The 21,921-nt window shown below is 41.2% G+C and carries 13 protein-coding genes; 11 read left to right on the top strand and 2 right to left on the bottom strand.

The features are described 5' to 3' along the window. Positions 1–76: 76 nt before the first annotated feature. The 5 genes from ACJAT7_RS07650 to ACJAT7_RS07630 all read left to right on the top strand — a co-directional run bounded on the left by ACJAT7_RS07650 (position 77) and on the right by ACJAT7_RS07630 (position 6,938). The gene (locus ACJAT7_RS07650; RefSeq protein ID WP_415226207.1) at positions 77–421 is read left to right on the top strand and encodes a YggL family protein; all 345 of its coding nucleotides are present in this window, start codon (positions 77–79) and stop codon (positions 419–421) included. A gap of 64 nt (positions 422–485) precedes the next feature. Beyond that, positions 486–674: a M48 family metallopeptidase gene (locus tag ACJAT7_RS07645; RefSeq protein WP_415226206.1), complete on the top strand. Its 189-nt coding sequence runs from the start codon at positions 486–488 to the stop codon at positions 672–674. A gap of 230 nt (positions 675–904) precedes the next feature. Beyond that, positions 905–1,183, top strand: a complete 279-nt coding sequence (locus tag ACJAT7_RS07640) for a hypothetical protein (protein WP_415226205.1) — start codon at positions 905–907, stop codon at positions 1,181–1,183. Positions 1,184–1,354: 171 nt separating this feature from the next. Continuing rightward, the gene (locus ACJAT7_RS07635; RefSeq protein WP_415226204.1) at positions 1,355–1,672 is read left to right on the top strand and encodes a hypothetical protein; all 318 of its coding nucleotides are present in this window, start codon (positions 1,355–1,357) and stop codon (positions 1,670–1,672) included. A 481-nt stretch (positions 1,673–2,153) separates the two neighbouring features. Further along, entirely contained in the window at positions 2,154–6,938 is a 4,785-nt protein-coding gene (locus ACJAT7_RS07630; RefSeq protein WP_415226203.1) for an NAD-glutamate dehydrogenase, read from the top strand. Positions 6,939–6,992: 54 nt separating this feature from the next. Here ACJAT7_RS07630 and tcdA read toward each other — a convergent pair whose 3' ends face one another. Together tcdA and ilvC are read right to left on the bottom strand one after the other, a co-directional pair. Continuing rightward, positions 6,993–7,778, bottom strand: a complete 786-nt coding sequence (gene tcdA / locus ACJAT7_RS07625) for a tRNA cyclic N6-threonylcarbamoyladenosine(37) synthase TcdA (RefSeq protein ID WP_415226226.1) — start codon at positions 7,776–7,778, stop codon at positions 6,993–6,995. A 581-nt stretch (positions 7,779–8,359) separates the two neighbouring features. Then, positions 8,360–9,841: a ketol-acid reductoisomerase gene (gene ilvC / locus ACJAT7_RS07620; protein WP_415226202.1), complete on the bottom strand. Its 1,482-nt coding sequence runs from the start codon at positions 9,839–9,841 to the stop codon at positions 8,360–8,362. 301 nt (positions 9,842–10,142) lie between these two features. On the opposite strand from ilvC, the gene ACJAT7_RS07615 reads away from it, so the two are divergent. From ACJAT7_RS07615 to ACJAT7_RS07590, 6 genes are all read left to right on the top strand, one after another. Beyond that, a complete protein-coding gene (locus ACJAT7_RS07615) occupies positions 10,143–10,997 on the top strand; it encodes a sulfurtransferase (RefSeq protein WP_415226201.1) in 855 nt (284 codons plus the stop codon). A 4-nt stretch (positions 10,998–11,001) separates the two neighbouring features. Beyond that, positions 11,002–11,895, top strand: a complete 894-nt coding sequence (gene ilvY / locus ACJAT7_RS07610; protein ID WP_415226200.1) for an HTH-type transcriptional activator IlvY — start codon at positions 11,002–11,004, stop codon at positions 11,893–11,895. 134 nt (positions 11,896–12,029) lie between these two features. After that, positions 12,030–13,745, top strand: a complete 1,716-nt coding sequence (locus tag ACJAT7_RS07605; RefSeq protein WP_415226225.1) for a sensor histidine kinase — start codon at positions 12,030–12,032, stop codon at positions 13,743–13,745. A gap of 11 nt (positions 13,746–13,756) precedes the next feature. Next, on the top strand, positions 13,757–15,298 hold the full coding sequence (locus ACJAT7_RS07600; protein WP_415226199.1) for an HD domain-containing phosphohydrolase: 1,542 nt from the start codon (positions 13,757–13,759) through the stop codon (positions 15,296–15,298). 57 nt (positions 15,299–15,355) lie between these two features. Further along, entirely contained in the window at positions 15,356–18,349 is a 2,994-nt protein-coding gene (locus tag ACJAT7_RS07595) for a DUF748 domain-containing protein (RefSeq protein WP_415226198.1), read from the top strand. A gap of 790 nt (positions 18,350–19,139) precedes the next feature. After that, a partial coding sequence (locus tag ACJAT7_RS07590; protein ID WP_415226197.1) for a glutamate synthase central domain-containing protein occupies positions 19,140–21,921 on the top strand: 2,782 nt, incomplete at its 3' end.

Below are 21,921 nucleotides of genomic sequence, written 5' to 3'. Positions count from 1 at the left end.
TCATACGCTGGTGGTTTGAGAGAGATATTTAGCTTTATATTTTTTAACCTAATAAATGAAATACAAGAGAGGCAAAATGAAGATTGATCAGAATGTAAAAAGAAGCCGTCGACTCCGTAAAAAGTTATATGTTGATGAATACACAGTTTATGGATTTGAAGTGTCATTGAGTTTTAAGGAGATGGAGGAAAGTGCTTTAGATCCTTTCTTGAATGACATGGTAGATTTCGTTGAATCGAGAAATTTAATGATTGCTGGTGGAGGTGGGATTGATGTGTTTGATGTTTTCGTATCTTCAATTGACCGATATGGCTCAGCTTCAGAAGAAGATCGCCATGCTTTATCAAATTGGTTAGGAGAAAAGTCATTTATTAAAAACGTTGAGGTGGGTGATTTAGTTGACGCTAACTATGGTCTCTAACATGGATCCAAAAAATCGTCGTTGTTAAACCAAGAACCAGCAGCATTAAGTTATTTAAAAGCTGTTGGGGAGGTTGCAGTACGGACTAATTGCAACCAACCGTATTGTTGATTACATCCTTGTCCGTGAACTCTGCCATTTACGACACCATGATCATTCACCAAAGTTCTGGACAGAGGTCGAGCGCGTAATGCCGGATTATAAAGAATGCCGGGAATGGTTGAAGGTCAATGGGCATACGTTGGTGGTTTAGTGTTGTATTCCGTGTTTCCACCGTAAATACGGAATAATTACGCCTTCTATAATAGTTAGATCCTATTTAAAATGTAACCATTTGATAAGTGGCGTCAAAACATGTAACGTTTATTTTTATCATAAATATTTGATGGCTATTTTTCTTGTGGAAACACGAAATTTTTCCGTTTAATAAGGTGTTAGAGATGTTAGAGATGTTAGAGGTGTTAGAGGTGTTAGAGGTATTTGATGTCAGATGTACGTACGGTGCTTACTCATGTTAAAGAAAATTCTGGATGTAATTCCTCTGAAATTGACTGTTATGTTGTAAATAGTCTCCATGATAGGGGATTGATTAGTGGTGACGATATTACTTCATCTTCATCACCAACAGAATTTGAGTATCAAAACTTAAGATTATCTGCTTTAGGGGTTGATTACCTTGAACAGCCTAGTCCTTCGAAGCAAAGTAGTTTCTTTGGGTTGAAAAAATATGGGTTCCAATCTTTGTTGCTGTACTTGTATTAGCACTTGGTTACTGGCTTAAGTGAGTATTACCTTGTTTGAAACCTCTAACAAGGCAATGCACCGGACGCATAACGGTTGTCGCGGTTTTGCTAAAAACAAAAAGCTCGCAAAAACAGCGCCAATCTACGCGCCAGTGTTTGCGGCGTTAGTATTAAAATAGAGAGTATGTAAATGGAATTACTATTAATCATTAGTATTAATTTGCTAGTTACTACAGCATTTCTTTGGCTTGGGATGAAATCAATGCAAGTAGTAACTGGTGTTGGTTGGAGTGGTGAATATTGTCCTTTTCGTTATTTAGCTCTTGCGGCTCTAATCTCCTCAGTTGTAACTATTATTCCATACATTGGTTTTATTTTGTCGTGGGTTGCCTTATTGTTTCTGTTAATTAAATTCACAGAAACATCCTTGAAAGATGTAATTATTATGGTGGTGTTCGCAAAGGTCACATCTTTTATTGCCGCAATGTATTTGATCGCATTGCTGTGATTTCATACTAACAAAGCGTTGCACGCGGACTCAATGCCGCCAACGTTATATTGCTGCAATGAAGACTATCTATAAACCAAGATGCTCGAATAAGATTTCTTAAAATATCGGTAAGACCCAAACCCACTGTGTCAGGATAGTTGTGGCCAAATTAACTATGTCACTTCATAATTTATCCTGTAGATTATCCATTCATTATAATATCGTGTATAAAAATACATGAGTAGATACATTACTGAGAACGAGTAGGGGGATAATGAGGGGACTTTGATCCGCCATTTAATATTTATCCTTTTATAACAATTGGTTAACATATAAATCGACGGCATGATCTACGCTTACTAATATCTATTTATAAAAAGCAACTTCGGTTGTTTTTTTTACTTGTTCTAAAATAACGATTTGATCACTTACTTAATTGGTTAATTCTATATTGTATCCTAGCCTTAGAGTAAGTGTATTCAATAAGATAGGCGTGCCGATGATTTCAAGACTCAATCAAAAAAGCGATATTTTAGAGCAGGTATTTTCCCAATTAAACACCCATTTTTCAGATCGCGCACAAAAAATGTTGCAGCAATTTATTAATGCCGTGTATCGCGATGTTGCTACCAGCGATTTAACACAAATGTCACCAATAGATTTAAGTGGATTAACCGTTACATTGTGGCGTGAAGTCCAGTTGTGGAAAACCGAACAAGCGAAAGTGCAGGTTTTTAATCCGGATGTAGAGCAGGATGAATGGCAATCTTCCCATACTGTGATCAGTGTGTTATGTCGAAATGTCCCCTTTGTTATTGATACCTTAAAACTCATTATTAATGAGCAAAATATTAAAGTGTATCGCAGTTTTTACAGTGAACTGGCAACTGTTCGTGGAAAAACCGGAAAATTATTATCTTTCGATGCTCAGAGTAATAATGAATTATTACTCTATTTTGAAATCGATAAAACCAGTGCAAAAGTTGACCGCGTTCAAATTGAGTCAAAAATACAACAGGCGTTAGAGAATGTTAGCCTGGTGGTTGATGATTTTGGGCATATAACAAAAGCCGTTAAAAGAGCTCTCAAATACAGTAAAAGCGATAAGTTTAACCGACAAATAAATGACTTAGAGGAGCAGCAAACATTTTTACTGTGGATGCTAAATAACCATTTTACTTTTATTGGCTGCGATCAGTTTATTATTGAGCAGGGGGAGGTTAAATCCGTTGCTGCAAGTCAGTTAGGTCTATTAAAGCGCACTAATGAAACTGGCTATGATTGGCAATTTGAATCATTTGAGCTGTTAAGTAAGGCATCACTTATCCATTTCGCTAAAGCATCACAGCGTGCCATGGTGCACCGCTCTGCCTATCTTGATGTGGTTTATGTAAAGCGTTTCAATCAGGCGGGGGAGCTTACCTCCGGTTATCGCTTTGTTGGTTTGTATACCTCATCATTTTACGTTGGCACGCCGACCGATATTCCCATGGTTGGCCATAAGCTGGCTAATATTTTACAGCAATCCGCGTACAGTCAAGGTGGCCATTATTATAAGGCGCTGTCACAAATTCTCTATACCTATCCCATTGAAGATCTTTTATTGTGCGATGAAAGTGAACTGTTACAAAACGTCACTGCAATTTTACATGCGCAGGAGCGCAAAGAGCTAAAACTTTTTTTACGCAGCGAAGGTAATAAACGCTTTGTAATTGCCAGTTTATATGTGCCTCGTGATCTGTATAACACTAAGGTCAGACTGGCCTTTGAAGAGCTTATTTGCCGTACCTTGGAGGTTAGCGATAGTGATTTTCAAACCTATTTAAGCGAATCTACTTTGGCGCGTTTACGCTTGGTGCTACGGCTTAAAAGCCCGCTCAATGAAGAGCTTGAAGTGCAGGCAATTGAAGATAGAATGAAGCAGTTAACTAAACGCTGGGGGGATGAATTAAACGATTCGTTAATTGAGCATTTTAGTGAAGAGCAGGGGATAAAACTCACCAATAAATACAATTTGGCATTTCCGGGCAGTTATCAGGATATCTTCAGTCCACGGGTTGCCGTGGCTGATATTGAGCGTATCGAGTCTTTATATGCGGACCAAAATCGTTCGATGACACTGCGTTTTTATCGCTCAGTTGAAGCAAATGGCAGTGAACTTAAATTAAAACTGTTTCATCAAGATGGCGCATTACTGCTTTCAGATATTATTCCTATTTTAGAAAATCTAGGACTGAAAGTCGCTCAAGAATATCCCTATAAGGTGACGCCAACGGGAGGTCAACCATTTTGGTTATATGATTTTACATTAGTCTATGCACAGGTCTGTAATTTTGATCCGGAAGCCTATCGGGAGCTCTTTGCCGACGCTTTTTTATCTGTGTGGTACGGTGATGCTGAAAATGATCCTTTCAATAAACTGATTTTGGGGGCCGGGCTTACCTGGCGAGAGATCAGCATGTTGCGTGCTTATGCTAAATATTTAAAACAGTTACGTTTTGGTTTTAGCCATTTTTCCATTGCCAAAACATTATTCGATCACAGTAAATTAGTTAAAGAGATAGTGCAGCTGTTTAAGCTTCGTTTTGATCCGAGTTGTGGCTGTGATTTAACAAAACAGCAAAAGTTAGAAGAGAAGATTTTAAATGCGCTAAATGATGTCAGTAATCTCAATGAGGATCGCGTATTACGTCAATATGTTGAGCTTATTATGGCAACGCTGCGCAGTAATTATTTTCAGCAGAGCGAGGGGCAAAATAAACCTTATATCAGTTTTAAGTTTGACCATGAAAAAATAAGTGAAGTCCCCTTACCGCGTTTAAATTATGAAATATTTGTTTATTCCCCCCGCATGGAAGGGGTTCATCTGCGCGGTGGTAAAGTCGCGCGGGGCGGTTTACGCTGGTCAGATCGCCGCGAGGATTTTCGCACCGAGATATTAGGTTTAGTAAAAGCGCAGCAAATTAAAAATTCGGTGATTGTGCCTGTTGGTGCAAAAGGCGGTTTTGTTGCGAAAATGATTGATCCTGCAATGGACAGGGAAAGTGTTATGCGCGAGGGTGTTTGTTGCTACAAAATATTTATTAGCGCTTTGTTAGATATCACTGATAATTTATGCCAAGGAGAGATAGTACCGCCGCTTAATGTGATTCGTTATGATGGTGATGATCCCTACCTCGTTGTTGCAGCGGATAAAGGCACGGCGACCTTCTCTGATATTGCTAATCAACTTGCGACGCAAAGAAACTTCTGGCTGGATGATGCGTTTGCCTCCGGAGGCAGTAATGGTTATGACCATAAAAAGATGGCTATTACCGCGCGGGGTGCTTGGATAAGCGTACAGCGCCATTTTCGTGAACTGGGTATTGATGTTCAGCAGCAACCGATTAGTGTGGTTGCTATTGGTGATATGTCCGGGGATGTGTTTGGCAACGGCATGTTAAGATCTAAATGCATCGCATTACTGGGGGCATTTAACCATCAGCATATCTTTATTGATCCGGCACCTACTGATTTAGAAGCCTCATTTACTGAGCGTTTACGCCTCTTTGAAACCCCAAATACGGGCTGGGCTGATTACAATTGCGATTTGATTTCTCAGGGGGGAGGGATCTTTGCTCGCAGCGCTAAAGTAATAAAAGTCAGTCCTGAGATGGCTAAACGTTTTGATATTTACCAAAAACAGGTAACCCCGAGCGAGCTGGTTACAATTTTATTAAAAGCGCAGGTGGACCTGTTATGGAATGGGGGAATAGGTACTTATGTTAAAGCGAGAAGTCAAAGTCATGCTGATGTCGGAGATAAAGCCAATGATATTGTACGGGTTAACGGTGATGAGCTGCATTGCTCTGTGGTTGCCGAGGGCGGTAATTTAGGTTTTACGCAAAGTGGCCGTATTGAATACGCATTACACGAGGGGTTATGTTTTACCGATGCGATTGACAATGCAGGGGGGGTGAACTGTTCCGATTTAGAAGTGAATATTAAAATCCTACTTGATAAATTAGTTTCACAAGGGGATTTAACCGTTAAGCAGCGTAATATTCGCTTGCAGACCATGACCGATGAAGTTGCACAACTTGTCTTAAAAAATAATTACCGTCAGGCGCAGTGCGTCAGTATTTCTTACCTTGAAAGCTATCAGCGTATTGAAGAGTATCGTCAGCTTATCAATGATTTAGAGGGGAAAGGCAAACTCAACCGGCTACTCGAAGCTATCCCTGCTGATGATATCTTAAGTGATCGTAAAAATTGCCAAAAAGGATTAACGCGTCCGAGTCTTTCGGTGATGCTTTCTTATGCAAAAAATGAGATGAAAGAAGCACTGGCAAAGGCCAATATAGCGGAAGATCCCTACCTGCTTGCGGAAGCTGAAAAAATATTCCCCGCCTCTTTAGTGAAGAAATACAAACATGAGATACAGCAACATCCATTGATTGCAGAGATAGTGGCAACACAAGTCAGTAATGATCTTTTTAATGTGATGGGGGCAACTTTTGCTCATCGTATTATGGCAAGCTCAGGCTGTTCATTTTTGGAGGTAAGTAAAGCATGGATTGCTGCGCGTGATATTTTCGGCTTAAATACTATTCTGGAGCAGATTGAATTGTTAGATAATAAGGTCAGTTGTGACTTGCAAAGTGATCTGATCTTCAAACTTCAGCGTATGGTGCGCCATGGAACGCGCTGGTTACTCCGCAATCATCGTGATCAGCTCGATACAGGCGAGTTAATTAAGCTATATAAAAAGCCATTACAATCGGTTGTTGACGATATTGAAATGGTATTAATGGGTAAGGAAATTGTTTATCGATCTGAGATGATCGCCTCGTTGACTGAATCGTCAGTCCCGGAAATTATCGCGCATAACCTCGCCAGTACCGATCAGATTTATGCCCTGCTCAATGTTATTTCTGTCGCCACTAAACTTAAAGTCGATGCGCATTTAACGGCGCAGGTTTATTTCTATGCCACAGATAAACTGCAGCTGTTTGATGTCGCCAACCAGCTTCGATTGCTGCCTGTAGATAGCCATTGGCAATCTCTGGCAAGAGAGGCGATGCGCGATGATTTAGAGTGGCAGCAAAAACGCATTAGCCAGACGATCTTACTCGGTTTAAAAGAGGGGAATATTAGTCAGGCATTTGATGATTGGGAAAACCAGCACCAGAGCCTTGTACAGCGCTGGTATAAAATGGCGGATGCGTTATTAGCGGTAAAAGCGCCCGAATTTAGTATGTGTCAGGTCGCCTTACGTGAATTGTTAGATCTCTCTAGCAGTTAGCGCTGGATATTGAGCCAATGCGCTAAGAGCAAGGCGCGTTGGCACTCGATCCTGCTATTGGCTTTTGCTGACTATTTTTTTCAGCATAAAGGCCACGCCCACAAAAGCAAAACTTGCGGTTACCATACTCGATGCGCCAAAACCACTGGCACAATCCATCTTCATATTGCCATCTGAGTCGGCTTTTTCTTTGCACACCTCACCATTCATATCGGGATAACTAAGCTGCTCTGTTGAAAAAACACAATCAACTCTAAATTTACGTTTGGGATTCTTACTGAAGTTAAAATTACGGCGCAGCTCCGAGCGCACTTTGGCAGCCAGCGGATCTTGAATGGTTCTGGCTAAATCAGTGATCTGAATTTGTGTCGGATCGAGCTGTCCACCGGCGCCTCCACAGGTTAATAACGGATATTTATTGCGCTTGCAGTGTGCTACTAAGGCCACTTTAGCGTGAATACTGTCAATCGCATCAAAGATATAATCAAATTCACTGGAGAGATACTCAAAACAGTTTTTTTTATCAATAAAATCATCAATTAAATTAAGCTTTATCTCCGGGTTAATTAACCGGCAACGTGCCGCCATCGCCTCTATTTTCGTCTCGCCAATCGTATTGGTTAATGCATGGATTTGACGATTGGTATTAGTGACACAAATATCATCCATATCGATTAAGGTAAGTTGCCCTATGCCAGAGCGGGCCAGTGCTTCGGCTACCCATGAACCAACACCGCCGATACCGATCACGCAGAGATGGCTCTCTTTAAACTTTGCCAAGGCCTTGCTGCCATATAAGCGTTTAATGCCACCAAAACGGTTCTCGTACTCTTCTGTCATCTTTCTACTCAACTGTTAGCCATAAAAAAGCCCCACCTTCAATGAGGGCAGGGCCATTATTATATATCTTCTTTGCAAACAAATCGTTTGCTAATAAACATTGATTATTAAAACGCTGTTACGATAATTTTCATCTTTTTTACAGGCATAAAAAAAACAAGAACAGATCTTGGTTTTTATTCTAGCAAAAACTTAGTTTTAAACTAATAAAATTAAGACTCTGTTACGATAGTTTTCATATCTTTACGGGTTGTTAGCATAGACGTTGTTTTTTACAGACAGAAAAAAGCCAAGCTGATTAGCTTGGCTCAACATCAGACATTAGCGCTTAAAAATTAAGACTCTGTTACGATAGTTTTCATCTCTTTACGGGTTGTTAGCATAGGCGTTGTTTTTTACAGACAGAAAAAAGCCAAGCTGATTAGCTTGGCTCAACATCAGACATTAGCGCTTAAAAATTAAGACTCTGTTACGATAGTTTTCATCTCATTACGGGTTGTTAGCATAGGCGTTGTTTTTTACAGACAGAAAAAAGCCAAGCTGATTAGCTTGGCTCAACATCAAACATTAGCGCTTAAAAATTAAGACTCTGTTACGATAGTTTTCATATCTTTCATATAGCCGCGTAGTTTTTTACCAACGACTTCTACCGGGTGAGTACGAATTGCTTCGTTCACTTCGATTAAACGTGCGTTATTAACAGAGTTAGACTTAACTGTTAATGGTTTACCCAGCATTTCAGTACTCATCGCTTTAACGAAATCTGTAAGTAGTGGTTTAGCAGCGTGATCAAAGAGGTAACAACCATATTCTGCTGTATCAGAGATAACTACGTTCATTTCGTAAAGTTTTTTACGTGCGATAGTGTTCGCAATAAGCGGCGTTTCATGTAGAGATTCGTAGTAAGCAGAATCTGCAACGATACCAGAGGCTGTCATCGCTTCAAACGCAAGCTCAACACCCGCTTTAATCATTGCCACAAGGAAGATACCGTTATCGTAGTATGCTTGCTCATCGATTTCCATGTCGCCGGCTGGTTGTTTTTCAAAACCAGTTTCAGCTGTTGCTGCGCGCCATTTAAGCAGGTTAACATCATCATTTGCCCAATCTTTCATCATAGTTGCTGAGAATTCACCCTCAATGATGTCATCCATATGTTTATAGAACAGTGGACGTAGAATATCTTTAAGTGCGAGAGACATATCAAACGCTTTGATTTTAGCAGGGTTAGATAGTCGGTCCATCATATGGGTGATGCCGCCGTATTTTAGCCCTTCAGTTACCGTTTCCCAACCGTATTGAATTAGTTTAGATGCGTAAGCTGGCTCTAAACCGTCAGCAACCATTTTTTCATAACCTAGAATTGCGCCAGTTTGTAACATACCGCAAAGGATAGTTTGCTCACCCATTAGGTCAGATTTAACTTCAGCAACAAAAGAAGACATCAATACACCTGCGCGATCGCCACCTGTTGCACTTGCGTATGCTTTAGCCGTTACAAGACCTTGACCTTTAGGGTCATTTTCTGGGTGAACAGCAATCAGTGTCGGTACACCGAAACCACGTTTGTATTCTTCGCGAACTTCAGTACCTGGACATTTAGGTGCCACCATAATAACAGTGATGTCATCACGTACAATCGTACCTTCTTCTACGATATTAAAACCGTGTGAGTAAGCAAGTGTAGCGCCGTCTTTCATAAGAGGCATAACCGCGCCAACTACCGCAGTATGCTGTTTGTCAGGAGTAAGGTTACATAAAAGGTCAGCTTGTGGAATTAGCTCTTCGTAAGTACCAACAGTAAAACCATTTTCTGTTGCATTTTTCCAAGATTGGCGTTTTTCAGCGATAGCAGCCGCGCGTAGCGTGTAAGATACGTCAAGACCAGAATCTCGCATATTGAGACCTTGGTTTAGGCCTTGTGCGCCACACCCTATGATAACTACTTTTTTGCCTTTTAATGCTTCACAACCGTCAGCAAATTCGCTGCGATCCATAAAACGACATTGACCTAGTTGATGTAACTTCTCACGTAGAGGAAGGGTATTAAAGTAGTTCGCCATTGTGTGACACTCCAAAAAATAGTTTATAGGGAAGCAGATAAAAATTAATTTTCAACAAGCACTATAGCGCATAACTTATATTGCGCAAAATGATATATTGGCAATGCTATGTTGCAAAAAATGAAATACACTTGCAGTTTTTTTTGATCAGAGCCCTGTTCACGCTTTTTTATAGATTAGCTTGATTTTTAAACAGCATCATCTGATGATGATGCACTGTTTATTATTTAATTTATTGCAATATCACTCTCATTACTTAACAAATAAAAATGCTTAACTTATTATTTTAAAAGGAAATGATATGACACCATTAGTCTTACCTAGTGCCCTTGTTGCAACTGATTGGTTGCATAAAAATATAGATCATGAAAATTTAGTTGTGTTGGACAGCAGTTGGCATATGCCCAATGTTAACCGTGACGGTAAGTCGGAATGGAGTAATGAACGTATTCCAGGGGCGCTTTTTTTCGATTTTGATCGTGAAATTTGTGATCGCAATGCTGATTTGCCGCATATGATGCCCAGTGCCGCGGATTTTCAGCAATCGGCGCAAAATTTAGGTATTAATCAAAATAGCATTATTGTTGTGTACGATAGCTTAGGCATCTTTTCCAGCCCGCGTGTTTGGTGGATGTTTAAAGCGATGGGCTTTTCCCAAGTAGCAGTATTAGACGGTGGTTTGCCTGCGTGGAAAGCGGAAAACTTTGCCACTGAAAGTGGCGCACCTGTAAAACAGCTGGCGCAAGGCGATTTCATTGCTTGTTACCAGAGCGCGCTTATCTGCAATGCGAGTGAAGTACTGCATGCTACACAAAGTAGTGACCATGCCGTTATTGATGCGCGTCCCGCCGGGCGATTTTCAGGCGAAGTTCCAGAGCCAAGAGCAGGTGTGCGTTCCGGCTCTATGCCTAACGCCAAAAGCCTGCCCGCAACTCAGATACTGCAAGATCAAAAAATGCAAGATGCCTATCAGCTTGCGTTGCTTTTTGAAGCGCTAGCGCCGAAACACAAACGTGTTATTTTTAGTTGCGGCTCAGGTGTCACTGCCTGTATTTTAGCGTTAGGGGCAACATTGGCTGGCTATCAAAATTTATCAATTTACGATGGTTCATGGAGTGAGTGGGGCAGTCGTGAAGATTTGCCGATTGTGAAGTAAAGCAATGGATATTAAATCGTTAGCGCTGTTTGTGCATTTAGCCAATAGTCTGCACTTTTCTAAAACGGCGCAAGCAAAACATGTCAGTCCATCAACGCTTAGCCGCGCTATCCAACGAATTGAAAATGAGTTAGGTGTTAGCTTACTCAACCGTGATAATCGTTCTGTTGTATTAACTGAGGCCGGGCTGATATTCAAGCAGTATGCCTTGCTGCAACTTGAACAATGGGCGCTATTGAAACGTGCTGTCAAACAAAGCAAAAGCGAGTTGGAAGGTGTGATCAATCTGTATTGCTCGGTCACTGCCGCCTACAGTCATTTTCCGCCCATTTTAGATCGCTTTAGATTACTGTATCCGAAAGTAGAAATTAAACTGATCACGGGCGATAGTGCGGTTGCTGTTGATCAAGTCTTACAAGATCAAGTGGATTTTGCGATTACAGCTTATCCGGAACCCTTTCCTACGCGTTTGCATTTTATCCCGCTCGCTGAAATACCGCTCTCTATTATAGCGCCGACCATAACCTGTTCGGCTTCCCAGCAAATTAAACAGGCCGATATTGACTGGAAAAACATCCCCTTTATTTTACCTGAGCATGGCGCAGTACGTCGCCGCTTTGATAACTGGTACCGATTATTTAAAATTGGTAAACCTGTTATTTATGCGCAAGTGGCCGGACATGAAGCGTTAATCAGTATGGTTGCATTGGGCTGTGGCGTGGGCATCGTGCCTGATGTGGTGATTGAAAACAGCCCAGTGCGGGATCGCGTGCAGCGTTTGCCGATTAGCATGCCTTTGCCGTCATTTGAGTTAGGGATCTGCTGCTATAAAGCGCGTGCAAAGGAACCGCTAATCAGCGCCTTTATCGGTTGTGTGGAAGGCGATATTATTAGTTAGCCTGTTGGTTTGATATACACAGGATGTAAAATAGCGAGGCATGAAGTGTGCGAAAATTATTGAGAATTAATTAAAAAATGTGAATTCTGCCCTGCAATAAGTGCATATATAGTTAAAATCAAGGTAATGAGTTGGTGATAGTAAGCTTACTCTCTCTCTTAATTTACATCATGATAGGCGATATTATGGGTATGGATTCAAATTCAAAACAGCAACAAGCTGATCATAATAACACTCACTTATCCTCACCCATTGCCTTATTTACCTTTATTTGCGCTATCGCCGCGCTAATTTCTTCCTATTTTTCTTATCGCACTATGCATGATCTGCAGGCAAACAATGAAAACCGCTATCGCTCATACCGATTAGCGGAGCAGTTAAGCGCAAGTTCAGACCAGCTTTCTTTGATGGCTCGTACCTATGTGGCAACGGGTAATGCAAAATATTTGCAGTTTTATCATGATATTTTAGCCATGAGCAATGGGACTAAGTTACACCCGAACAATTCTCATCGCATTTACTGGGCGCTGCTGATGCCCCAAAACGCTAACAACGCGAGCGTTGAGGGGAAAAAGAAAGCTTTCAAAAAATTATTGCTTGAATCGGATCTTACTGAACAAGAATTTGCTTTTTTAGATAAAGCGAAAATACATTCGAATCAGTTAACCACGTTAGAACTGCAAGCTTTCGCGCTAGCCGAACAGGGAACAGAAAATAGTATTGATTACCCGCATTCTGAGCAGCGACTTGCCGCTTTGTCGCTTTTGTATAGCGAGCGGTATTTTCTCGAAAAATCAAAGATGATGACGTTAATTAATGAATTTTTTGAATCGCAGGATTCACTTAGTATAGAGCGGAAACAGACTCTGCAGTTACAGCATGATTGGGCAACTAATCTAGCTATATTATCGTTTATTTTATTGCTGATTCTGCTTGGCTACAGCTTGCGTGTGCATAAGTACAGCAAAGAGCATTTTGTGAAAGTATTAAGAAAAGAGGTGGCGAATAGGACTTATCAGTTATTTGAAAAACGCGAACAATTAAAGACAGTTATTAAGGAGATGGAGTCAACGCGGAATCAGCTTGTTGAAGCGGAAAAAATGGCGTCATTAGGTGATTTAGTCTGTGGTGTCGCCCATGAGGTTAATACCCCGCTGGGGGTAAGCGTTACCTTAGCGTCTCATTTACATGGTGAAACAGCTAATTTGCATAAAAAAGTTGAAAACGGACAATTAAAGCGTTCTGAATTAGAGTGTTACTGCAATGAAGTTAATGAAAATTGCCAACTGTTATTATCAAATTTAGCCAGAGCTGCGAATCTTATTCGTAGCTTTAAGCAGGTTGCCGTAGATCAAGGCTGTGATGAGGTGCGTACATTTAAGATAAGTGACTACATAAAAGAGGTACTGCTTAGTTTGCACCATAAACTTAAAAAAACAGATATTCATGTGCGGTTCGAGGTGCCAGAAAATGAACAGGAGGTGCACACGTATCCCGGTGCAGTCGCGCAAATTGTAACTAACTTAGTGATGAATGCATTGATACACGGTTTCGACAATGGGCTGAAAAGTGGTGAAATACTGTTCTCTATTGAATTTGATGAAAGTAATGTGATGCTGACAGTCTCAGATAACGGCAATGGTATGGAAGTAGATGTTTGTGATAAAATCTTTGATCCCTTTTTCACGACAAAACGTGGATCTGGAGGCAGTGGTCTAGGCATGAATATTGTCTATAATCTAGTGGTTCATCAACTGCTCGGCAGCATTAGTTGCACATCGCGTATCGGTGAAGCTTCGACATTCCTATTGTGTTTTCCAATACGAGTTGATGTCAAAGCGAGTAAGTAAAAAGGATATTTATGGATTGGTTAGCTGAAGAGATTATCGAACCGTCAATGGATACTAATGAAGTTGCAAGCGTTGAATACTGTAACGTACTCATTATTGATGATGAAGAAGATGTCCATGCCGTCACAAAATTGACGATGAAGAATTTTGTATTTGAAGGCAAACCGATGCGATTTTTTAGTGCCTATTCAGCTCTGCAAGCGAAGGAGCTTTTACTACAAGATCAGCGTTTTGCATTAATTTTATTAGATGTGGTAATGGAAACGGAAAATGCTGGATTGGATTTAGCTAAGTTTATTCGTCAAGAATTAAAAAACCGTTTCACGCGTATAATATTACGTACCGGGCAGCCGGGGATCGCACCAGAGCATAGTGTCATTCGTGACTTTGATATAGACGGCTACAAGAATAAAGCAGAACTGCGTAAGATAGATATGGAATCTACTTTTTATACCTCTTTACGCGCCTATCGTGATATTTGTCAATTGCAAAAACACCGTGAAATTTTAGTACAGGTCATTGAATCAATTGCCAATATTAGTCGTGCCAGCGATTTATTTAGTTTTGCTGCAACTGTTTTAGCGCAGATTGAACTGGTGCTAAATATTTCTACGACTAAGGTGTTGCTGGAACCTTCCGAGGCATTTGCCATATCAAAAATGGAAGAAAAATTAAATATGTTTTCGGCAAGCGCGAATAATGTACAAGTATTGGTTCACAACGATATAAAGGATTTGCCAGACAATGAGCGCGCTCTTTTTGAACATGCGCTGAAAGTTAAATGCAACTTTCATGATCAACGTTATTATGTCTATTTTCACCATTCTGATCGCGGTTATGACACTATTTTTGCTTTTGAAACAGAGCGAATTTTAGATAGCTCAGAAGTGGATATGATTGATCTCTTTTTACGCAATGTTTTATTAAGTTACGAAAATCTTCTTTTAGCGAACGCTTTTGAAGAAACGCAAGAATTAGCGATCACCTTGATGGGAGGGGCAATGGAATCGCATTCTAAAGAGACGGGTGAGCATGTCGTGCGGGTCGGATTGTTTGCCATGCAGTTAGCCAAGCTCCATGGTGAAAATAAGTTTTATTGCGAACGGATTCGTTTGGCTGCGCAACTGCACGATGTGGGCAAGGTTGGCGTTCCGGATCATATTCTGAAAAAAAAGGGCAAACTCGATGCGCTTGAATGGGAACAGATGCAACAGCATGTTATTAAAGGCTGGGATATTTTTAGGGGGCATGATAATTCCATTATAAAAATGGCATCTAATTTGGCGCTTGATCACCATGAAAAATGGGATGGGTCGGGCTATCCCAATGGTAAAAAATGCGATCAGATCAGTTTAGAGGGTAGGATCACTGCGATTGCGGATGTGTTTGATGCATTGTGTCATAAACGTTGTTATAAAGAGGCCTGGACATTAGAAGAGGCCAGACAAGAAATCAGGAACGGCTCAGGTAAACACTTTGATCCAGATTTAACGTCTCTGTTTATTGATAATTTTGAGCTGTTCGAAGCGATTTATGCTGCACATCCAGATTAGCACAGCGGTTTATTAAACTTATTCTCCAATTATTCTTCCCAATTAAAAGGAATTAACGTGTCCGCATGGTCAAAAATCACAAGTCGTTATTGGTATCGCTCTCGCCTTTTTTGGGTGCTGTTTGTTATTTCATCCTATGCGCTAGTCGGCTTTTTAGTCTTGCCGAACATTATAAAAAACACGCTAATAGAGCAAGTTGAGCAGAATCTTGGCTGGCAAAGTCGTATCGAAAAGGTGGAGCTAAACCCTTTTACACTCACTTTAACGATTAACAAGCTGGTGGTTGAAGATAAACAAGGAGATGTCGTCATCTCCTTTGACCGATATCATAATGATATTGAGTTACGCTCCATTATTGAGGGCGCGCTTACTTTTTCTAATTTAGAGCTGGTCTCCCCGTATATTAAATTGGTTGTTGATAATAAAGGAAAAACCAATTTCCAAAATGCGCTTGAGCAGGCTCAGGCAGGGAAGCCCCAAAAGCCTGCAAAAGGCAGTGACAGCGGCATTCCTAAATTGTTGTTTGATGTGATAAAAGTAGAAGCAGGTGAAATTGATATTGTGGATCATACTCCCGCAACGCTTATCAAACACCATCTCAAACCGCTCAGTTTTACCCTCAACAATTTTTCCACTTTTTTAAATAAAGAGGGGACTTATCAGTTAGCTATCTCTTTAGGTGGCGAGCAGCAACTTACTTGGAAAGGGGATATCGGTGTCGCACCGTTTAACTCCACTGGTTTCCTTAAGATCGAGCATATAAAAGCCCACCAGTTATGGGGGTATGCTCAGGACCTTGTACCTTATACGTTAGCCCATGGGCTCCTTGACTTTGAAGGCCAGTATAATGTCAGTCTGGCCGGAAACGGCACTGAGCTGGCGATTAGTAATGCAACCGTTATGCTTGATGAGATACAAATTGCGATTAAAAACAGAGCTGACAACTTTTTAAATATCGACAAAATAAAAGTCGGCTCGCTAGATTTTAATTTAGGTGAAAAAAAATTAGCTATCGGCCGAGTCGCTATCGATGCGCCGGCGCTAAAACTTGAGCGCAACGGCCAAGGTGAGTTGCCTATCTTGACCTCTTTTACCCAGAGTCAGAACAAAATCCAAGAGGGTGTTGTAATTAAAGATGAGCTCAACAGTAGCGAAGCGAAGTCGCCATTTAAATGGAGTATCGGGGAGTTACTGCTTAACAACGGGCAAATAAATGTAACTGACTTGAAAAGCAAAACGGCTGCTCATATCGCTATAAAGCAGATTAACAGTCAGCTATCCGGGCTCAGCCAGGATCTGTCAACAAGTCTCGATTTTGGCATTTCTTATTTTATTGAGAATTCGGGTAAAAGTGAGATAAACGGACAAGTTGTCCCTGCTCCGCTTAATCTCAAGGCGGCTATCAATTTTGATAATCTGGCATTAGTCACCATGCAACCCTATCTCAATGATCTGCTTAGGGTGACCATTAATGAAGGTACGTTATCGGTTAATGGCGATCTGGCTCTGAGTTCTGAAAACGCTGGAGACCCTCTAAACGGCAGATTCAACGGTGCAATCAATGTGAATCAATTCAATAGCACGGACCAGTCAGTTAATGAACGTTTGCTTGGATGGCAGAATTTGACCATTGCGCCGCTCGAGATTAACTTTAATCCGCTCGCCATCGCGATCAGCGATATCCGTATTGAACAGCCATATGGGCGAATTATTGTCACTGAGGATCGCTCCACCAATCTGGCGAAACTTAGTGTCTCTGCGGACACTGATTTACCCGCCGTCGAGACTGAGCAGACGGTTGTCAAGAATTCCCCTAAAAAGGGCGCTACTGCGCAAAGCTCCGCAGAGAAAAGTACGCCCATTCCTATCCAGATAAAACGGATATTGATTAACAATGGCGCAGCCTATTTTGCCGATCTGTCACTTAGCCAACAGTTTGCAACGAGTATTCAAAATATTAGCGGTGAAGTGAACGGGCTCTCATCGAATAATATGGAACGGGCTTTTGTAGACATTAATGGAACCGTTGAGGAGTACGGTAAGGCGCTAGTGAAAGGAAAAATAAACCTATTAAGCGGCGACCTGTATACAGATCTGATGGTTAAGTTCTCCAATATCGAACTTTCTACAATGACCCCTTACTCTGGCCGCTACGCAGGGTATGCCATTGATAAAGGTAAACTAAACCTGCAACTTAACTATAAAATTGCGCAAGGAATGTTGGATGCTAAGAACCATCTTATCCTCGACCAGTTTGAGTTGGGACGTTCGATTGCCAGTAAAGAAGCGGTCGATCTACCTCTGCAGTTCGCGATCGCGATATTAAAAGACCGCAATGGTGTTATCGACATAAATTTGCCTGCCAGAGGTAATATGGATGATCCGAACTTCGACATTAGCAGTATCTTCATCAATGCGCTGGTCAACGTCATTACTAAGGCGGTCACCGCGCCCTTTGCCATCATTGGTAATTTGGTGGGGGGCGATGCTGATCAATTAAGTTCTGTTGCATTCACAGCCGGCAGCGCCAATTTAACACCCGATCAGATAGCCAATCTGGCAAAGCTTGCACAGGCATTAACAAGTCGACCTAAACTGATGTTGGAGATTCGCGCGACAGTAGACGGCAAAGCAGATGGTGATGTTTTGAAACAGCGAAAGCTGGACAACAGGTTGAAATCCAGCAGCGAACAACAGCGCGCAGCGGAGATGGAGGCGCTACTGATAAGCCGTTCCGGGCAGTCTGCACTTGATCAGATAAAAGCCGACACGCTGGCAGCGGAAAAAGCTAACCCCAAGCCCAAACTGAGTCAACAAAAGGCTGATACAGCGGAATATATGAATGCTCTATACAATGTCCTGCTGACAACGGAAACCATCACCGACCTGGAGCTGACTAATTTAGCGAAGCAGCGTATCAGCAGTATAAAAAACCAGTTGATTGATCAGTATAAAGTGGATAACGAGCAAGTTTTTGCACTTCAGCCCTCCTTAGACGGTCGATTAAAAGACAATAAAATCATCACCGACTTCTCGTTAACCGCACGCTAGCGCGGTTAATAGTGGCATGGCTAAAATAGAGCAAAATGCAAAGTTGGGTTATTTAAATGTAAAAAACGGCAAGTAAAAAATTATCAATGGCTCAGGTAAACACTTTGATCCTGATTTAAGGTCTCTGTTTATTGATGATTTTGAGCTGTTCGAAGCGATTTATGCTGCACATCCAGATTAGCACAGCATTTATTGCACAAGTCTAAAAGCACATTTTGTATAAGCATAAAAAGAGACGTAAAGTGAATATTAATTCACTTTACGTCTCTTTTTTTTCCGGCTTCCTTCCTTGTATATCATCAGCTTCCTGACTGTTCGTCTTCTTTTTTTATCAATTTGCTATCTATTTGACGAGCAATAATTCACTATTACATCAAGAATCGGTTGGTTTTTAAGCAAAAAAATAATGTTAAAGTAAATTAGCAACTTACCGTGGAGTTGTTACAAGCCGTTAACAACCCGTCCAGATCAAGATAAACAAGAAAATTGGATCTTATGCGTTTGAAACGGTAGAATATGCCCAAAATTACGCCTGTTATGTGGGTTGATTTAGAAGAAGTGGTGTATGAGCCCTGTGCTTGTTAGGGATGGTATTCGCGTTATTTCTTGTTAAGGACGTTTTCTAATTAAGTCTGTTTTTCTTTAGAAAGTAGTTTTCTTTACTAAAAAAGTAAAATTTAATTGCCTTTTTTTTGCTTATGCAAATAAATAGGCCATGTATAGCATTTTGAAAACATTAAAACGGAAAGCATAAAAATCACTTTACCGTTTTATATTGAAGGACATGTTTATGACTAATATAGAGCAAAACGCTCAAGGCCTTTATGTGCCAGAGATGGAACATGATGCCTGTGGTATCGGCTTCGTTGCGCATTTGAAAAACAGCAAATCACACAAAATAGTGACTCAAGCACTCGATATGCTTGCACGTATGGAACACCGTGGTGGTCAAGGCTGCGATCCATGCAGTGGTGATGGTGCTGGTATTTTGCTGCAAAAACCGCATGAGTTTTTAGTGACGCAAGCGCTCAAGGAAGGAATTAGCTTACCGAAGTTTGATCAATATGGTGTAGGTACAATTCTATTTCCTAAAAATGCAAACCAACGTAAAGAATGTCGTGATATTTTAGAACGTAATGTTGAGCGTTTAGGCCTTGAGCTTATTGGTTACCGTGTTCTCCCTACCGATAATTCAATGCTAGGTGCGGATCCCCTGAGCACTGAACCACAGTTCGAACATATGTTCGTCACTGGCGGTACGGATATGGAGTCGGCTGTATTAGAACGTAAATTGTTTATTCTGCGTAATTACGCAACACGTATCTGTCTACAGGCGGTTGCGGGCATAGAAGATAACTTCTATATCAATACATTTTCATACAAAACAATCGTATATAAAGGCCAGTTAACCACCGAACAAGTACCTCAGTACTTTCTTGATTTACAAAATCCGGCAATGGTTACAGCACTTGCACTTGTACATTCACGTTTTTCTACCAATACATTTCCAAAATGGCGTTTAGCCCAGCCTTTCCGTTACATCGCACACAATGGCGAAATCAATACTGTCCGTGGCAATATTAATTGGATGAAAGCCCGCGAAGCTTTACTTGAAGCTGAATTCTTCACACGTGAAGAGTTAGATATGTTAATGCCTATCTGTACTGATGGCATGTCTGATTCGGCAAGTTTTGATATGGCATTAGAGTTGCTTGTGCTTTCTGGTCGTAGCCTGCCGCACGCATTAATGATGATGATCCCTGAAGCTTGGCAAGAGAACAAGAATATGGATCCCGCGCGTCGTGCATTCTACCAATACCATGCAAATGTGATGGAACCCTGGGATGGCCCTGCGTCTGTGTGCTTTACAGATGGTGTACAAGTAGGGGCAACACTTGACCGTAATGGTCTTCGTCCTTCTCGTTACTGTGTCACCAAAGATGACTTCCTTATTATGGCATCAGAAAGTGGTGTGGTTGATATCGAACCTGAGAACATTAAGTTACGTGGTCGACTACAACCCGGTCGTATCTTTGTGGCAGACCTTGAACAAGGTCGTATCATCTCTGATGATGAAGTGAAAAACAGTATTGCGACTCGTCAACCCTATGAAACCTGGCTAGCTGATAATCTGGTTAAATTAGAAGGGCAACCCGCTGCTTTAGAACGCAATCTACAACCAAATGATGGTCAGTTATTAAAACGGCTGCAAGCGTTTGGTGTGAGTTCTGAAGAAGTAAATGATATTTTGCTGCCGATGCTGCTTGAAGGTAAAGAACCGTTAGGTGCAATGGGCGTCGATTGGCCTCTTGCTGTTCTTTCGCACCAATCTCAACATCTGTCGAATTACTTTAAACAGCTTTTTGCACAGGTAACCAATCCGCCTATCGATCCGATTCGCGAACGTATGGTTATGTCGCTAAAAACATACCTGGGTAAAGATCAGAACTTATTATCTGAAACACCTGCGCATTGTCATAAAGTCGAGCTTGAGTCACCCGTACTCAGTAATGCGGAATTACAAAAAATTAATGCATTAGATGACAAGCATCTGCAAGCTAAAACACTCGATACTTTGTTCCTTGCAACTGGTGAGTCTGGCAAGCTGAAAAAATCATTAGATCGTATCTGCCGTTATGCAGAAGATGCAATCAATGACGGTTACTCAATCATTATTCTATCCGATCGTAATGCGACATCTGATCATGCAGCTATTCCTGCTATGTTAGTTACAGCTGCCGTTCACCATTACTTAATCAAAAAAGGGCTGCGAGCACTTTGTGATTTAGTGGTCGAGACAGGTGACGTGCGTGAAACGCACCATTTCGCAACCGTAATAGGTTACGGTGCATCTGCTGTAAACGCCTACTTAATTGAAGAGATGATTATTGATCTGCAAGCTAAAAAGCGTATTCCTGCAGATAAAAACGTCACAGAAATATTTGCTTCATACAAAGATGCAATTGATGCCGGACTGCTTAAAATATTCTCTAAAATGGGTATTTCAACCATCCAGTCATATCAGGGCGCGCAAATATTTGAAGCCCTGGGTATTAGTAAAAATGTTGTTGAAAATTACTTTAAAGGCACTGTGACGCGTATTCAAGGTTTATCACTTGATGATATTGCCATTGAAATTTTAGTACGCCATCGTTTCGCTTACCCGTTACGAGCTGTGCCAGTAACACGTCTCGATGTGGGTGGCGTTTACCAGTGGAAACAAAGCGGTGAAAAACATCTGTTTAATCCGACCACTATTTCATTATTGCAACAATCAACGCGCAATAAAAACTATGTGCAGTTCCAAGAGTACGCGGCGGCTGTTGATGCCCAAGGTGATGATGCAGCAACTCTGCGTAGTCAATTTGTATTTGTGCCAAAAGCAACGGGCCCAATCTCAATTGATGACGTTGAACCTGCTGAAAAAATTCTCAAACGTTTTGCAACGGGCGCGATGAGTTTCGGCTCTATCTCGCATGAAGCGCACTCCACGCTTGCTATTGCGATGAACCGTATCGGTGCCAAATCTAACTCTGGTGAAGGTGGTGAAGATCCAATCCGCTTCTTACCCA

Source organism: Psychromonas sp. (assembly GCF_047632995.1).
Lineage (GTDB): Bacteria > Pseudomonadota > Gammaproteobacteria > Enterobacterales > Psychromonadaceae > Psychromonas.
This window is presented reverse-complemented; position numbering and strand designations above follow the sequence as displayed.

Bases quoted from the DNA above. Each gene is read 5' to 3' on its own strand.
- ACJAT7_RS07600 (WP_415226199.1), top strand. From the start codon at position 13,757: ATGGATTGGTTAGCTGAAGAGATTATCGAACCGTCAATGGATACTAAT.
- ACJAT7_RS07640 (WP_415226205.1), top strand. From the start codon at position 905: ATGTCAGATGTACGTACGGTGCTTACTCATGTTAAAGAAAATTCTGGA.
- tcdA (WP_415226226.1), bottom strand. From the start codon at position 7,778: ATGACAGAAGAGTACGAGAACCGTTTTGGTGGCATTAAACGCTTATAT.
- ACJAT7_RS07650 (WP_415226207.1), top strand. From the start codon at position 77: ATGAAGATTGATCAGAATGTAAAAAGAAGCCGTCGACTCCGTAAAAAG.
- ilvC (WP_415226202.1), bottom strand. From the start codon at position 9,841: ATGGCGAACTACTTTAATACCCTTCCTCTACGTGAGAAGTTACATCAA.
- ACJAT7_RS07615 (WP_415226201.1), top strand. From the start codon at position 10,143: ATGACACCATTAGTCTTACCTAGTGCCCTTGTTGCAACTGATTGGTTG.
- ACJAT7_RS07635 (WP_415226204.1), top strand. From the start codon at position 1,355: ATGGAATTACTATTAATCATTAGTATTAATTTGCTAGTTACTACAGCA.
- ilvY (WP_415226200.1), top strand. From the start codon at position 11,002: ATGGATATTAAATCGTTAGCGCTGTTTGTGCATTTAGCCAATAGTCTG.
- ACJAT7_RS07630 (WP_415226203.1), top strand. From the start codon at position 2,154: ATGATTTCAAGACTCAATCAAAAAAGCGATATTTTAGAGCAGGTATTT.